This is a genomic window from Kouleothrix sp., from assembly GCF_046328425.1.
Lineage (GTDB): Bacteria > Chloroflexota > Chloroflexia > Chloroflexales > Roseiflexaceae > Kouleothrix.
In genome coordinates this window covers 180,059-193,996 of the sequence record NZ_JAXLWP010000009.1, presented here as the reverse complement: position 1 = coordinate 193,996, position 13,938 = coordinate 180,059, and the positions used below count along the sequence as shown (strand labels likewise).

Below are 13,938 nucleotides of genomic sequence, written 5' to 3'. Positions count from 1 at the left end.
GCCTGCGCGCGCCCTAGCGCTGGTTGGCCTGGCGCAGCGCGTCGAGCGGCTGGCCGCTCAGGCAGCGAAACCCAATGTAGCCGTAGGTCTGGTCGGGGCGCAGCGGGTAGCGGCGCAGCGCCTCGGCGCCTTGGTCGCCGGTGTTCCAGCTGCCGCCGCGCACCACCACCGGCGCCGCGCCGCCGCTGACCTGCTCGGGCCAGAACACGCTCAGCGCGCGCGGGTCGGCGTAGGGCAGGAACAGCGACACCGTCCACTCCTGAACGTTGCCGGCCAGATCCTGCACGCCGCTGTCGGGCGTACGATCGCCGGGCGCGGCGCCGGCCGCAGCTGGGCCGGCGGTATGCAGGTTTACCAGGCCCGCGCCAGGCAGCGCAGCGCCGGTAGGGAAGCGCCGCCCATCGGCGCCGCGCGCGGCCCACTCCCACTCGATCTCGGTCGGCAGGCGCCGGCCGATCCAGGCGCAGTACTCGGCGGCCTGCGGCAGCGACACATTCGTGACGGGCAGGCTGGCGATCGCGGCGTCGCAGACGCGCTGGCGATCGTAGATCGGATCATTGGCGCAGCCGCCGGCCGATCGGCACATGCAGTACTGTGCGTTCGTCACCTCGTGGGCGTCAATCGCGAATGGCGGCAGCGCGACGCGCCGCGCCGGGCGGCTCGTGGCAGGCGCGCCTGTGTCGTTCGAGCCGATGGTAGCGGCGCCGCCCGGCACGGCGATGGCGACCGTCGGGCTGAGCCAGATCGCGCGCTGGCGCAGCCAGGCCGGGCGCGCCAGCACCACGCCGCTGGCCAGCACCAGCACGGCCAGTAGCGCCACCAGCGCGCGCAGGTTGCGCACCGCGCGGCCCTGGGCCTCGGCGCGCCGCCGCTCGGTCTCGGCCAGCGCCTGGGCCTGGGCGAGCGCCTGGGCCTGGGCGGCGGCCTCGGAGCGCGCGCGCGCATCGATCGCCGCGCGGCTCGCCTCTACCAGCGCGGTCAGCGCCTCGTCGTAGCCAAGCTCGTCGGCGTCGGGGCGCGCCAGCCAACGCTCGGCCTCGGCCAGCTCGAACTCGTCGAGCAGGCTGGCGCGCCCGCGCCCGCGGCGCAGCCACTCGGCGGCCTTAGCCTCGAGCCGGCGCCGATCCTGCTCGGCCTCGCGCCGCTCAGCCAGCCAGCCGCCCAGCGTCGGCCAGCCGCCGATCAGCGTCTCGTGGGCGATATCGACCTGGCGCGCGCCGCCCTGCGCGCCGCTGAGCGTCAGCAGGCGCTGCTCGGCCAGGTGCTGCACGGTCGTGTCGAGCAGCGCAGGCTCGTCGCCGGCGGCGCGCAGCGCAGCGATCGGCAGCTGGCGGCGGGTGTCGGCCCGGCCATCGCCGAACTGGATCAGCCGCAGAAACACGCGCCGGGCGATCGCCTGCTGCGCTGGCGCAAGCGCGGCCAGCGCGGCGTCGGCGCGGCGCGCCATCACCACGTGCAGGCCGACGCGGCCGCCGTGGCCGTTGGCCTGGCCGCGGCCGGGCAGGATGATCGCCTCGTAGGCCGCCAGCGCGAGCGCGCGGTTCTCGAGCCGATCCCACAGCAGCCGCAGCGTCTCCTGCACGATCGGCAGCACGCCTGGCTCGCCGGCTGCGTCGGCCACCAGCCGCTCGACAAGCGCCGGCTCGACGGTGACGCCAGCCGCGCGCGCCGGGCCAACGATCGCCAGCCGCAGCCCGGCGGCGTCGAGCGGCACAACCTCGCAGCGGTTGCGCTGGATCGTCGGCCACAGCGGCGACACCATCAGGTCGGCGTAGAAGTCGGCCCGCGCCGTCAGCACCACGTAGCAGCCGGCGGCCAGCAGCTCGAGCAGGCGCGCCTGAAATGGCGCGGCCTCGGCCTGCTCAAGCGCGAACAGCTCCTCGAACTGGTCGACGACCAGCAGCAGCCGGGCCTGGCGGTGGCAGGCCAGCAGCGCGGCGGCGCACGCGGCAATATCGGGGCGCTCGCCAGCGGCGTCGAGCGCCTGCGCCAGCGCGGCCAGCGGCGTGGCGCCAGGCCGCAGCGTGCGGATCAGCCAGCCACCCTCGCCAAAGAGCGTTGTGCGCCTGATCGCCGGGATGAGGCCGGCGAACACCAGCGACGACTTGCCGCTGCCCGATGGGCCGATCAGGGCGAGAAACGGGTGCAGCTGCAGGCGCGCCAGCATATCGTGGATCTCGGCATCACGGCCGAAGAACAGGTCGCTGGCGTACTCGCTAAACGGCAGCATGCCCGGGTAGGGGCAGGGCGGCATCGCCGAAGCGGGTGCCGGGCGGCCCGGCAGGGCCGGCGCGTCGAGGTTCGGCGGCGGCAGGCGGCCGACGCGCAGCGCGCCGCGCGCGACGCTCACAAACGTCTCGCGCTCGTCGGGCGCGAGCCGCAGCTGCTCGGCCAGCTTGGCCGCGAGGTCGCGCGAGGGCCGCTGGCCGTCGGATTCGATCTTACGGATCGTGGCGACGCTGTAGGCCACCAGCTGGGCCAGCGCCTCCTGCGAGAGGTCGAGCGCCTTACGCCGCAGCCGCAGCCACTCGCCGAACGAGATCAGCTCGTTCTCTTCCATGGCACTCCACATAGCTAGGGCTTCGAAGCCGCCTGAAAGCAGCTGCGTAAGTCCTGGTCATATCGCATCAGGGCCTGTCGATACCCGGCTCGCACGGTTGCTTCCACTGAAATAAACGAGCCGGAAGGCCGATTATCACTTTTTATCTCACTTTTTGTAGCGCAAACTCATACTTCGTGCGCCCCCCGGCATGCTTCACTTGCGCCAGGTTCAACCTGAAACACAAGGAGCATGCAATGAGCACAGCAACACTCAGCCTGCCGGATCGCGAGGGCTACGAGCTGTTCCGCCGCGCAATCGTCGAGCGCGACAGCCACGCCTGGGCGGTGATCTACACGCGCTACCGCGGCATGCTGCTGGCCTGGTCGTTTCGCTTCAGCAACCGGCTGGGCCTGAACGACCAGGCCGCCGACCTGGCCGACCAGGCGTTCGCCCGCGCGTGGGCCGCGCTCACGCCCGAGCGCTTCGGCCAGTTCCCGACGCTGGCAAGCCTGCTGGCCTACCTGCGCAGCTGCGTCTCGACCACGGTGATCGACGCGGGGCGCAGCAACGCCACGCGCGAGTGCTCGATCGAGGCGCTCGAGCTGTGCGCCGCCGAGACGCCCGAGCACGCGCTGGTGGGCGAGCTTGAGCGCGGCGAGATCTGGCAGATCGTCGGCGCGATGGCCAGCACAGCGCAAGAGCGCACCGTGCTCGTCGAGAGCTTTCTGCACGACCAGCCGCCGCGCGCGATCTACGCCCGCCACCCGGGCCTGTTCGCCGACATCGGCGCGGTCTACCGCACCAAGCGCAATATGCTCGAGCGGCTGCAGCGCAACCGCGATCTACAGCAACTGTATCAGGCGTCATAGACGCTCGTGGCCGCTGGAAGTAGCATTCGGGCCAGGCGACGCGCGTGCTGCACTACGCCGGGGAGGATGCCGTGAGCCAACAGAAGAACGACGCCGCGCGCGCGGCCGAGCTTGAGCTCTACCCGAACCAGGCCAACGCGGCTGGGGTGCCGCTGCGCGGCCAAAGCGGCGAGCAGGCGATCAAGAACTTCCAGCTGATCCTCAGCCGGCTGGCGCCGGCCGAGCGGCAGGCGTTCGAGCGGCTGCGCGCCCAGGCGCTGGCCGAGGCGGAAGCGGCCGAGCCGCTGATCGAGCGCGCGGTGGGCGAGCCGCCCACGCGCTAGCGGCTGCATCCGCGCCAGCCGGCCGCCGGACCCGCCGGCCAGCGCACCAAACTCAGAACCGGCCAGGTTATGGCAAGCCAGCGCGGCGGCGCGGCGATGGGCAACGCTAGATCGCTTCTGTGGTATAGTATGGCTGCCAAACCATGATACAACCTACGTTTCGCGATAAGGAGGTAGCCGATGCACACCATTGCTGGTCGCTTCAACGGGCAGACGATCGAACTCCTCGAAGATGCGCCGGTCGCGAGCGAGGCGTTCGTGCTAGTCACGTTCCTCGAAGGCAGCATGGAGCTCGCCGCCGCGCGCGGGCAGCGCCGCTCGGTGAGCGTGGCGATGTATAACCTCGACGCGTACCGCCAGTCGCTGGCCAAAACCATGGCCAAGCCATCGCCGTCGATCGACCGCCAGCGGCCGTTCAGCGTCGGCGAGGTGATGACGCGCAAGGTGATATCGGTGGCGCCGGGCGCGAACGTGATGGAGGCCATGCACCTGATGCACCAGCACGGCATCACCAGCGTGCTGGTCGAGCCAGGCGACTACGGCGAGTGGGGGATCATGACGATGCGCGACGTGCTGAAGCGCATTGTGAACGCCAACCGCGCGCCCGAGGAGGTGCTGGTGGGCACGATCGCGACGCGCCCGCTGATCTACGTGACGGCCGAGACCAGCCTGCGCGAGTGCAGCCAGCTCATGATCGACAAGAATATCCGCCGCGCGGTGGTGCGCGAGGGCGACGAGCCGGTCGGCATCATCAGCGACACCGACCTGTTCCAGGTCGTCGAAGAGCGCGGCTGGGGCCCGCCCGAGCCAGTTGAGGACGATCACCTGTAGGTCTGCTTGGTTCACTTTACTTTTGAGATGCCCTGCCCGGCTTCGCCAGGCAGGGCATCTCGAAAAGAAATTCGGGGGCGGCTTCGCCGCCCCCGACCCCCACCACGCAGCGCGTGAGCTGCAGAGCGCGGCTTCGCCGCCCCCGAACCCCCACCACGCAGCGCGTGAGCTGCAGGGGGCGACAAAGCCGCCCCCGAACCCCTGACATACAGCGCGTGAGCTGCAGGATTTGGCACTACATGTTGGCAATGATCGCGTCGGCGAAGCCCGAGCAGCTGACCTCGTTGGCGCCGGCCATGAGGCGCGCGAAGTCGTACGTCACGGTTTTGTTGGTGATCGACTGCTCAAGCCCCTTGATGATCAGGTCGGCGGCCTCGCTCCAGCCCATGTAGCGCAGCATCATGTCGCCGCTGAGGATGACCGATCCGGGGTTGACTTTGTCGAGGTTGGCGTACTTGGGCGCGGTGCCGTGGGTGGCCTCGAAGATCGCGTGGCCGGTGACATAGTTGATATTCGCGCCCGGCGCGATGCCAATGCCGCCCACCTGCGCCGCCAGCGCGTCGCTCAGGTAGTCGCCGTTCAGGTTCAGCGTGGCGATCACGTCGAAGTCTTCGGGGCGCGTCAGCACCTGCTGCAGCGTAATATCGGCAATCGCGTCTTTCACCAGCAGCTTGCCGCCGGCCAGCGCCTCTTTCTGCTCGGCGTTGGCGGCCGCCTCGCCGCGCGCGGCCTTGGTGCGCTCCCACTGCGCCCAAGTGTAGCAGTGCTCGCCGAACGCGCCCTCGGCCAGGTCGTAGCCCCAGTCGCGGAACGCGCCCTCGGTGAACTTCATGATGTTGCCCTTGTGCACGAATGTAACGCTGCGGCGCTGGTGGGTGAGCGCGTACTGGATGGCGGCAGCGATCAGGCGCTGCGCGCCGAGCTTGCTCACCGGCTTGATGCCAATGCCGACTTCCACCGGCGCGTCGGCGTCGAGGCCGATCTGGCGCACCCACTCCGACGACCTCGCGACATCGCCGAAGCGCACCTTGCCGAAATCCTTCGGAAAGGTATCGCGCAGGAAGTCGAGCACCTTCTGGGCCTCGGGCGTGCCGGCGCGGTACTCGACCCCGGCGTAGATGTCTTCGGTGTTCTCGCGGAAGATCACCATATCCACCAGCTCGGGGCGCTTCACCGGCGAGGGCACGCCCTGGAAGTAGCGCACCGGCCGCAAGCAGACGTACAGGTCGAGCATCTGGCGCAGCGCCACGTTCAGCGAGCGAATGCCGCCGCCCACCGGCGTGGTGAGCGGGCCTTTGATGCCCACCAGGTACTGGTGAAACGCCGCCACCGTCGCGTCGGGCAGCCAGTTGTTCGTCTGCTTGAATGCTTTCTCGCCGGCCAGCACCTCGTACCACATCAGCTTGCGCTTGCCGCCGTAGGCTTTGGCCACCGCCGCATCGAACACGCGCACGCTGGCCCGCCAGATATCCGGGCCGGTGCCGTCGCCTTCGACAAACGGGATGATTGGGAAGTCGGGCACCTTGAGCATACCGCCTTCAATCGTGATGGCCTCGCCCGCAGGAGCCTGTGAGCTTGTCGCGGTCATACGTTCTCCTTTATGTGTGCAGTCTGATGGGCAAGGCGCGTGCGATGCCTGGCATGCGCCCTGATTCGCTCGGCGTGAAACCGCCCGCTATTATAACATCATCGCTCGGGTGGTTATGACAGGCGCTTGTGCTGCCGGCGGGCTCGCGCAACCTCGGCCCACCCCTGCCCCGCTCCTGTAGCAGAGCCTGGAGCCGAAAAACGCCGCGCGGCGCTGTGTAAACCGTTTTTTTACTTGAAACTGCCGCGCCTAGCAGGTATAATGGGCTGCGCGAACATACGCTTGGGTGGAAACGTTCGTCAGAGCGCGCCGCTGTGAGGCAAAACGCCGGCCGCTTTTTCTTTTGCACATACCGAATTCGCTGTTTCCCCCGCCAGTGAGCACGCAGCAGCGCGTGCTCCGCAAGGAAACCTCGCATGCCCATGCGGCGACACATCAACTGGGGCGGTGCCATGCTTGCGCTGCCCTTGTGCATGCTGTTGCTCGTCTGCGGGCCGGCGACGCCAACTGCGGCCTACCCTGCCGCCGTACGCCAGCCGAGCGCCGGCGCTGCGCCGCGCACCAGCATCCTCGTCACCACCAGCGCCGATACCGTCGACGGCAACACCAGCTCGCTCGACGCGCTGGCGGCCCAGCCCGGCGCCGACGGCGCGATTGCGCTGCGCGAGGCGCTGCTGGCCACCAACGCCATGACCACGAGCGCGCCGCTGACGATCGGCTTCAACCTGCCCAGCGGCGACCAGGGCTACCAGAATGGCGTGTGGGTGATCCGGCTCGGCGCCAGCCCGCTGCCGACGCTCGCGCGCGGCAACCTGACGATCGACGGCAGCACCCAGCCAGGTGGCACGGCTGCGGCCCCCACGATCGCGCTCGACGGCTACGACGTGTACGCGGCTGCCGGCTTCAGCAACGGCTTTACAATCACCTCGGCGCATAATAGCATCCGCGCGCTCACGCTGATGAACTTTTACGACGACGCGATTCTGCTCGACGGGCCGGAGGCCGCGTTTAACCAGATCAGCGGCTGCTTTCTGGGCACCAGCGCCAGCGGCGGCGCGCCCGCGGCCGCAAGCTACTTCGGCGTCGAGATCCGCGGCGGCGCGCACGACAACCTGGTGGGCGGCGACAGCGCGGCCGACCGCAACCTGATCGGCGCGCTCGAGCACTCGGGCATCCTCGTGGCCGGCGCCTCGACCCAGCGCAACAGCATCGCCAACAACTGGATCGGCGTTGGCCAGGGCGGCCAGGCCGCGCTGCCAAACAAAGTAGCGGGCGTCATGGTGAGCGGCGCCAGCGCCACGCAGATCGGCGCGGCGAGCCAGGGCAACCTGATCTCGGGCAACGCGACTGGCATCTACCTCGACGGAGCGGTCGGTACCACGATCGCGGCGAACCTGATCGGCATGGCCGCCGACGGCAAAACGCCGCTCGGCAACGCCAGCGGCGGCATTTTTGCGGTGAACGGCACGCGTGGCACTCAGATCGGCGGGGCCAGCCCGGCGCTGCGCAATGTCATCTCGGGCAACGGCACGCCGGCCTCGCCGTTCGGCCAGGGCATCTACCTTTCCGACGCCAGCACCGCCGGCAACCTGATCGTGGGCAACTACATTGGCACCAACGCCAGCGGCACCGGCCCTGCCGGCAACTACCGCCAGGGCATCCTGATAGCCGGCGGCGCGCAGAACAACCAGATCGGCGACAGCGCACCGTCCGCCGCGAATGTCGTGGCCTACAATGGCCTTGGCGGCATCCGGATCGACGCGCCGACCAACCGCGTGCTTGGCAACCTGATCGGCGTCGCCGCCGACGGGCAGGCCCAGCTGGGCAACCAGGCCAACGGCGTGCGCGTCGGCGGCGACGGCAACACGATCGGGCCGAACAATGTGATCGCCTTCAACCAGCACTCGGGGCTGCTGCTGCTCGGCAACGGCACCACCGTGCTGAGCAACACGATCGAGCAGAACGGCCGCTCGGGCCTGTGCATCGCCGGCTCGCGCACCACGATCGACCGCAACCAGATCGCGCAGAACGGCGGCGGCGCCGGCCCGTGGCCCGAGTGCGGCATCCACGGCGGCGTGGTAGTGAGCGACACCACCGAGACGCTGATCACCAACAACCAGATCACGGCCAACACTGCCGCCGGTGTGACGGTGTTCCGCGGCCGATCGAACCGCATCCTGGCGAACAGCATCAGCGACAATCAGAGCAGCGGCATTCTGCTGGTGAATGGCGGCAACGATAACGTGTCGCCGCCGCAGATCAGCGGGGTGGCCGAAAGCAGTATCAGCGGGCGTAGCTGCGCCTCGTGCCGCGTCGAGGTGTTCACCGATACCCACGACGAAGGGCGCGATTTCGTCGGCGCTACGATCGCCGGCAGCGACGGCGGCTTTCAGCTGGCGCTCAACCCCAACGCCATCCGCGAGCCGCACCTGACGGCCACGCAGACCGACAGCCTCGGCAATACCTCGCCGTTCGCGCCCGCCGTCGACGCAGTTGCGCCCGCGCCGCTGCCGACGCGCCCGCCCGACGCCACCTGGGACGTGTTTGTGCCGATAGTCCTCCGCTAGCCTGGCCGCAGGGCAAACCGCCAATGCCGCATCAGAACAACAAGCAGCACCAGGCGATCCGCCCGGCCTACGAGCAGCACGGCGCCGAAGGCTTCTACCAGCAATTTGGCGCCAGCTACCGCAACCCGCACGAGCCGGTCGTCGCCGCACTGCTGGCCCAGGCGGTGGCGCGCTGGCAGCCGCCGCTTGGGCGCGTGCTCGACCTGGCCTGCGGCAGCGGCGAGGCGAGCCTGGCGCTCGAGGCGCAGGGCGCCGTCGCGATCGACGCGATCGACCCGTACACCTACGCGGCCTACGCCGAGCGCACCGGCCGAGCCGCCGAGCGCTACACCTTCGAGCAGATCGCCGCCGGCGCGCTGGCGGGCCGGCACTACGACACGATCGTATGCAGCTTCGCGCTGCACCTGGCGCCGCTGTCGCGGCTGCCGGCGCTGGCCCTCCAGCTCAGCCTGCTGGCCGGCCACCTGCTGATCGTCACGCCGCACAAACGCCCGCACATCCAGGCCGCGTGGGGCTGGGCGCCGCTCGGCGAGATCGCCGCCGAGCGCGTGCGCGCGCGCTGCTACCTCAGCACGCAGCGCGCACATCCGCGCTAGCCGCCCCGCGCGACACGGCGTGGTATAATCAGCGCCGGCGGAACAAACCACACAAACGGTATGCGGCAATGTCGCGAACATGGCGTGACTACAACTATTTCCTGCTCGGCTGCGTGATCGTGCTCACCGGGTTTAGCCTGGCGCTGATCTACACCACCACGCTCAACAGCCCCGGCACGCGCGGCTACTTCGCGCGCCACCTGGTGAACTTGATCGTCGGCGCGGTGGCGATGACCCTGCTGACCGCGCTCGATTACCACGCCCTGCTGGCATGGTCGCGCCCGATGTACATCGGCACGGTCGCCATTCTGGGCGTCGTGATGGTGCTGGGCCACGTGCGCGGCGGCGCGCAAAGCTGGCTCGACCTCGGGCTGCGCACCTTCCAGCCCTCCGAGCCGGCCAAGCTGGCGATTATCCTGACGCTGGCGGCTTACTGGGAGCGCTTCGCCAAAGATGGCGGCGCCTGGCGCATGCAGGTCGGCGGGCTGCTGCTGGCGGGCATCCCCATGGCTATGGTATTCATCCAGCCCGACTTCGGCACCACGCTGGTGATCGCCACGATCTGGTTTATGATCGCCTGGGCCGCCGGGATGCGCTGGTGGCAGATCGCGCTGCTGCTGGTCGCCGCGCTGCCGATCGGCTACTACGGCTGGACCGAGGTGCTGAAGGAGTATCAGAAGACGCGCATTCTGATCTTCCTCGACCCGATCAGGTACGATCCGAAGCTTGAAAATGGCGCCTGGAATATTATTCAGGCGCTGAACGCGATCGGCTCGGGCGGCCTGACCGGCCAGGGCTGGACGCACGGCCCGCTGACGCAGGGCAACTACATCCCGGTGCAGTACTCCGACTTCATCTTCGCCGCAGCCGGCGAGGAGCTGGGCTTTATCGGCACCACCATTCTGGTGCTGTTTGAGGCGCTGCTGATCTGGCAGGCGCTGGCCGTGGCCAAGATCGCGCGCGATACCTTCGGCCGGCTGATCGCCGTGGGCGTGGCCGCGATGTTTATGTGCCACCTGCTGGTAAACGCCGGCATGAACATGAGCATCATGCCGATCACCGGCATCCCGCTGCCGTTCATCTCGTATGGCGGCAGCTTCAACATGACCGCGCTCGCGGCCGTGGGCCTGCTGCAAAGCGTGGCGCTGCACCGCCGGCGGATCATGTTCTGAGCCATGACCACACCTTCGACCAAACGCGGCGCCGCGCTGGCCTCGGTCGGCTCGGGGCTGCTGCTGACGCTGCTGAAGCTCACCGTGGGCGTGGCTACCGGCAGCCTGGCGATCCTGGCCGAGGCGGCGCACTCGGCGCTCGACCTGCTGGCCGCGGGGATCACCCTGCTGGTGGTGCAGATCGCCGACCTGCCGCCCGACGACAACCACCCCTACGGCCACGCCCGCGCCGAGCACCTGGGCGCGCTGGCCGAGGCAGTGCTGCTGGTGGCTACCGCCGCGCTGGTGCTGCGCGAGGCGTTTCTGCGCGTGTTCGTGCGCGCCGAGATGCCCGAGACGAGCGTGTGGGCGTTTGTGGTGATCATCACCTCGCTGCTGATCGACTGGCGCCGCTCGCGCGCGCTCAAGCGCGCCGCCGAAGAGTTCAAGAGCCAGGCGCTGGCCGCCGACGCGGCCCACTTCACCAACGACATGCTCTCCACCGCCGTGGTGCTGGTGGCGCTCACGCTGATTGCGGTGACCGAGCCGCTGGGCCTGCTGCCCGAGTGGCTGCTGGCGCGCGTCGACGCGATTGCCGCCGCGGTTGTCGCGCTGATCGCGCTGTGGGTATCGTGGGGCATGAGCGTGCACGCGGTGCGCGCGCTGATGGACGACGTGCCGGCCGACCTGAGCCGCCGGCTGGCGCGCCAGGTGGCCGCGCTGCCCGACGTGATCCCCGAGAGCGTGCAGATGCGCACACGTTTTGTGGGCCAGCAGCCGTATGTCGAGGTGTCGCTCGGCACGCCGCGCGGCGGCTCGCTCGAGCAGGCCCACCAGCTCACCGAGGCGGTCGAGGCGGTGGTGCGCGAGGAGCTGGCCGGCGCGAATGTGCTGGTGCATGTGGTGCCCGCGCGCACCGCCGCCGAGCCCTACGCCACCGCCGTATATGCCTCGGCCAACCGGCTGGGGCTCCATGTGCACAACCTCGACCTGTACCAGCTGGCCGATGCGATCCGCGTGGATATGGACCTCGAGCTGCCCACCGACCTGACGCTCGGCGAGGCGCATACGTCGTCCGAGCGGCTCGAGCGCGCGATCTGCGACGAGCTGGGCGGCTCAACCGTGGTGGCGGTGCACCTCGAGCCGCGCCGCGACCGGGTGCAGCCGGCGGTGCGCTACGCGCCGCTGAACGACAGCATCCGCGAGGTGGTGCGCCAGCTGCCCGGCGCCGCGAGCGTGGCCCAGGTCGAGACGCTGCTGACCGACGCGGGCGCGATTGTGACGCTGCGCTGCGCCTTCCCACCCGAGACGCCGCTGAGCGAGGTGCACACCGCCATGGCGCGCATGGAGCGCGACCTGCGCCGGGCCGTGCCCGACGTGGTGCGGGTGCAGATCGACCCCGAGCCGGCGCAGCACGCCTAGCGCCAATTCCCTTCTTCCACATAGCTTGCGCGGTGAGTTCGGGGAGGCTCTACCTGCCGCAGGCACCACCGGCTTCCATGGTATACTAGCCGCGCCGAACAACCCTGCGTGGAGGAGCCGAATTTGTGACCAGCTACCGCCAATCCGGTGTCGACATCGAGGCCGGAACGCGCGCAACCCAACTGATGGCCGACGCCGTCCGCTCGACGCATACCCCCGCCGTTCTCGCCGGCATGGGCGCGTTCGGCGGATGTTTTGATCTCGCCGCCGCGCCGGGCGTGGGCGCCGCGCCAGTGCTGGTGGCCTCGACCGACGGCGTCGGCACGAAGACGCTGATCGCCGCCGCGCTCGGGCGCTACGATACCGTTGGCCAGGATCTGGTGAACCACTGCGTGAACGACATCCTGGTGCAGGGCGCCCGCCCGCTGTTTTTTATGGACTACATCGCGGTAGCCAGGCTCGACCCGGCCCAGGCCGCGGCGGTGGTTGCCGGCGTGGCGGCGGCCTGCCGCCACGCCGGCTGCGCGCTGCTCGGCGGCGAAACCGCCGAGATGCCCGATGTCTACCAGCCCGGCGCGTTCGACCTGGCCGGCACGATCGTGGGTGTGGTGGCGCGCGAGCGCATGCTGCCGCGCGATGTGGCGCCCGGCGACGCGATCGTGGCGCTGCCGTCGAGCGGGCTGCACACCAACGGCTACTCGCTGGCCCGGCGCGTCTTCGCCGGGCGCCTCGCCGAGCGCCCGCCCGAGCTGGGCGGCCAATCGATCGGCGAGGCGCTGCTGGCGGTGCACCGGCCCTACCTGCGCGAGGTCGAGGCGCTGTGGGCCGCCGAAGTGCCGATCCACGCGCTGGCGCATATCACCGGCGGCGGCGTGTACGACAACCTGCCGCGCGTGCTGCCCGGCGGCGCGGGCGCGGTCATCCGGCACGAGAGCTGGGAGATCCCGCCGATCTGCGACCTGCTGGTGCGCGAGGGCGGGCTGGCCGAGCGCGAAGCTTTCCACGCGCTCAACATGGGCCTGGGCATGCTGGTGGTGCTGCCGCGCGCCGCCGCCAGTGCCGCGCTGGGGCTGCTGCCCGAAGCCCGGCTGGTCGGCGAGGTGGTGCCCGGCGGCGGCGTGCAGCTCGTCTAGCGCTCGGCGCACGCCGATTTTCACAGGCACAACGAGCAGAAAAGCTGCTCGAGCCGCGCCCAACATACAAAGTAGGTTCCAATGAAACTAGGCCCAAAGCTTGCCGAAGGCAAAACCAAAATCATCTATGCATACCCCGACGACCAGGCGCTGGCGGTGATGGTGCAGAAAGACAGCATCAGCGCCGGCGACGGCGCGCGCCGCAACACGATCGCGGGCAAGGGCGCGCTCAGCGGGCGCACCGCCGCGAATGTGTTCGCGCTGCTCAACCGCGCCGGCATCGCCACTCACCTGGTTGCCGCGCCCGAGCCGGGCGTGATGCTCGTGCGGCGCTGCGCCATGATCCCGCTCGAGGTGGTGATGCGCCGCCTCGCTACCGGCTCGTTCCTCAAGCGCCACCCCGGCACCGCCGAGGGCACGCGCTTCGAGCCGCCGCTGGTCGAGTTCTTCCTGAAGGACGACGCGCGCCACGACCCGCAGATCAGCGAGGCCGGGATCGCCGCTCAGGGCATCGCCAGCGCCGCCGAGGTGGCGCAGATCGCGCGCGACGGCCGGCGCGTGTTTGCGGCGATCGAGCACGCCTGGGCCGCGCAAGACGTCGCGCTGGTCGATCTGAAGATCGAGTTCGGCCGCGACACCAGCGGCGCGCTGATCGTTGCCGACATGATCGACAACGACTCGTGGCGCCTGTGGCCGGGCGGCCGGAAAGAGCGCATGCTCGACAAGCAGGTGTACCGCAATATGTCCGAGGTTACCGACACCGGCCTGGCGCAGGTGCGCGACCTATACGCCACCGTCGCCGACATGACCGACGCGTGGCGGGCGGAGTAGCCTCGCCTCTGGGGGCTTGGGGGCCGCAGGCCCCCAAAAATCTTCTCTTGGTGGGGCGAGTATGATAGCAAAGCTACCATACTCG

General features: G+C 69.6%; 11 protein-coding genes. 9 read left to right on the top strand and 2 right to left on the bottom strand.

All coding sequences use genetic code 11. From position 1 onward, the window contains the following. Positions 1 to 13: 13 nt before the first annotated feature. Positions 14 to 2,560: an SUMF1/EgtB/PvdO family nonheme iron enzyme gene (locus U0177_RS10440; protein ID WP_409570565.1), complete on the bottom strand. Its 2,547-nt coding sequence runs from the start codon at positions 2,558 to 2,560 to the stop codon at positions 14 to 16. Between the two features lie 236 nt (positions 2,561 to 2,796). Here U0177_RS10440 and U0177_RS10435 point away from each other — a divergent pair, with 236 nt between their 5' ends. The 3 genes from U0177_RS10435 (at position 2,797) to U0177_RS10425 (ending at position 4,565) form a co-directional block, all read left to right on the top strand. Next, positions 2,797 to 3,411 (top strand): RNA polymerase sigma factor, encoded by a 615-nt coding sequence (locus U0177_RS10435; RefSeq protein ID WP_409570564.1) that lies wholly within the window; start codon positions 2,797 to 2,799, stop codon positions 3,409 to 3,411. Positions 3,412 to 3,482: 71 nt separating this feature from the next. Continuing rightward, the gene (locus U0177_RS10430; RefSeq protein WP_409570563.1) at positions 3,483 to 3,734 is read left to right on the top strand and encodes a hypothetical protein; all 252 of its coding nucleotides are present in this window, start codon (positions 3,483 to 3,485) and stop codon (positions 3,732 to 3,734) included. Positions 3,735 to 3,914: 180 nt separating this feature from the next. After that, positions 3,915 to 4,565: a cyclic nucleotide-binding/CBS domain-containing protein gene (locus U0177_RS10425; protein ID WP_409570562.1), complete on the top strand. Its 651-nt coding sequence runs from the start codon at positions 3,915 to 3,917 to the stop codon at positions 4,563 to 4,565. A 235-nt stretch (positions 4,566 to 4,800) separates the two neighbouring features. Here the strand turns inward: U0177_RS10425 and icd are convergent, their stop codons facing one another. Beyond that, positions 4,801 to 6,153, bottom strand: coding sequence for an NADP-dependent isocitrate dehydrogenase (icd, locus tag U0177_RS10420; protein WP_409570561.1), 1,353 nt, complete (start codon positions 6,151 to 6,153; stop codon positions 4,801 to 4,803). Positions 6,154 to 6,569: 416 nt separating this feature from the next. Here icd and U0177_RS10415 point away from each other — a divergent pair, with 416 nt between their 5' ends. The 6 genes from U0177_RS10415 to U0177_RS10390 all read left to right on the top strand — a co-directional run bounded on the left by U0177_RS10415 (position 6,570) and on the right by U0177_RS10390 (position 13,853). Beyond that, positions 6,570 to 8,720, top strand: coding sequence for a right-handed parallel beta-helix repeat-containing protein (locus U0177_RS10415; RefSeq protein WP_409570560.1), 2,151 nt, complete (start codon positions 6,570 to 6,572; stop codon positions 8,718 to 8,720). 23 nt (positions 8,721 to 8,743) lie between these two features. Further along, a complete protein-coding gene (locus tag U0177_RS10410; RefSeq protein WP_409570559.1) occupies positions 8,744 to 9,316 on the top strand; it encodes a class I SAM-dependent methyltransferase in 573 nt (190 codons plus the stop codon). Positions 9,317 to 9,384: 68 nt separating this feature from the next. After that, positions 9,385 to 10,488 (top strand): rod shape-determining protein RodA, encoded by a 1,104-nt coding sequence (gene rodA / locus U0177_RS10405; protein WP_409570558.1) that lies wholly within the window; start codon positions 9,385 to 9,387, stop codon positions 10,486 to 10,488. Positions 10,489 to 10,491: 3 nt separating this feature from the next. Then, positions 10,492 to 11,889 (top strand): cation diffusion facilitator family transporter, encoded by a 1,398-nt coding sequence (locus U0177_RS10400; RefSeq protein ID WP_409570557.1) that lies wholly within the window; start codon positions 10,492 to 10,494, stop codon positions 11,887 to 11,889. A gap of 125 nt (positions 11,890 to 12,014) precedes the next feature. Further along, positions 12,015 to 13,022, top strand: coding sequence for a phosphoribosylformylglycinamidine cyclo-ligase (gene purM, locus U0177_RS10395; RefSeq protein ID WP_409570556.1), 1,008 nt, complete (start codon positions 12,015 to 12,017; stop codon positions 13,020 to 13,022). An 81-nt stretch (positions 13,023 to 13,103) separates the two neighbouring features. After that, positions 13,104 to 13,853, top strand: a complete 750-nt coding sequence (locus U0177_RS10390; RefSeq protein ID WP_409570555.1) for a phosphoribosylaminoimidazolesuccinocarboxamide synthase — start codon at positions 13,104 to 13,106, stop codon at positions 13,851 to 13,853. The last annotated feature ends 85 nt before the right edge of the window (positions 13,854 to 13,938 follow it).

What these genes read in the sequence shown, in the direction of transcription:
- U0177_RS10440 (WP_409570565.1), bottom strand. Translation starts at nt 2,560, where the DNA reads ATGGAAGAGAACGAGCTGATCTCGTTCGGCGAGTGGCTGCGGCTGCGG.
- U0177_RS10435 (WP_409570564.1), top strand. Translation starts at nt 2,797, where the DNA reads ATGAGCACAGCAACACTCAGCCTGCCGGATCGCGAGGGCTACGAGCTG.
- U0177_RS10425 (WP_409570562.1), top strand. Translation starts at nt 3,915, where the DNA reads ATGCACACCATTGCTGGTCGCTTCAACGGGCAGACGATCGAACTCCTC.
- icd (WP_409570561.1), bottom strand. Translation starts at nt 6,153, where the DNA reads ATGACCGCGACAAGCTCACAGGCTCCTGCGGGCGAGGCCATCACGATT.
- U0177_RS10415 (WP_409570560.1), top strand. Translation starts at nt 6,570, where the DNA reads ATGCCCATGCGGCGACACATCAACTGGGGCGGTGCCATGCTTGCGCTG.
- U0177_RS10410 (WP_409570559.1), top strand. Translation starts at nt 8,744, where the DNA reads ATGCCGCATCAGAACAACAAGCAGCACCAGGCGATCCGCCCGGCCTAC.
- rodA (WP_409570558.1), top strand. Translation starts at nt 9,385, where the DNA reads ATGTCGCGAACATGGCGTGACTACAACTATTTCCTGCTCGGCTGCGTG.
- U0177_RS10400 (WP_409570557.1), top strand. Translation starts at nt 10,492, where the DNA reads ATGACCACACCTTCGACCAAACGCGGCGCCGCGCTGGCCTCGGTCGGC.
- U0177_RS10390 (WP_409570555.1), top strand. Translation starts at nt 13,104, where the DNA reads ATGAAACTAGGCCCAAAGCTTGCCGAAGGCAAAACCAAAATCATCTAT.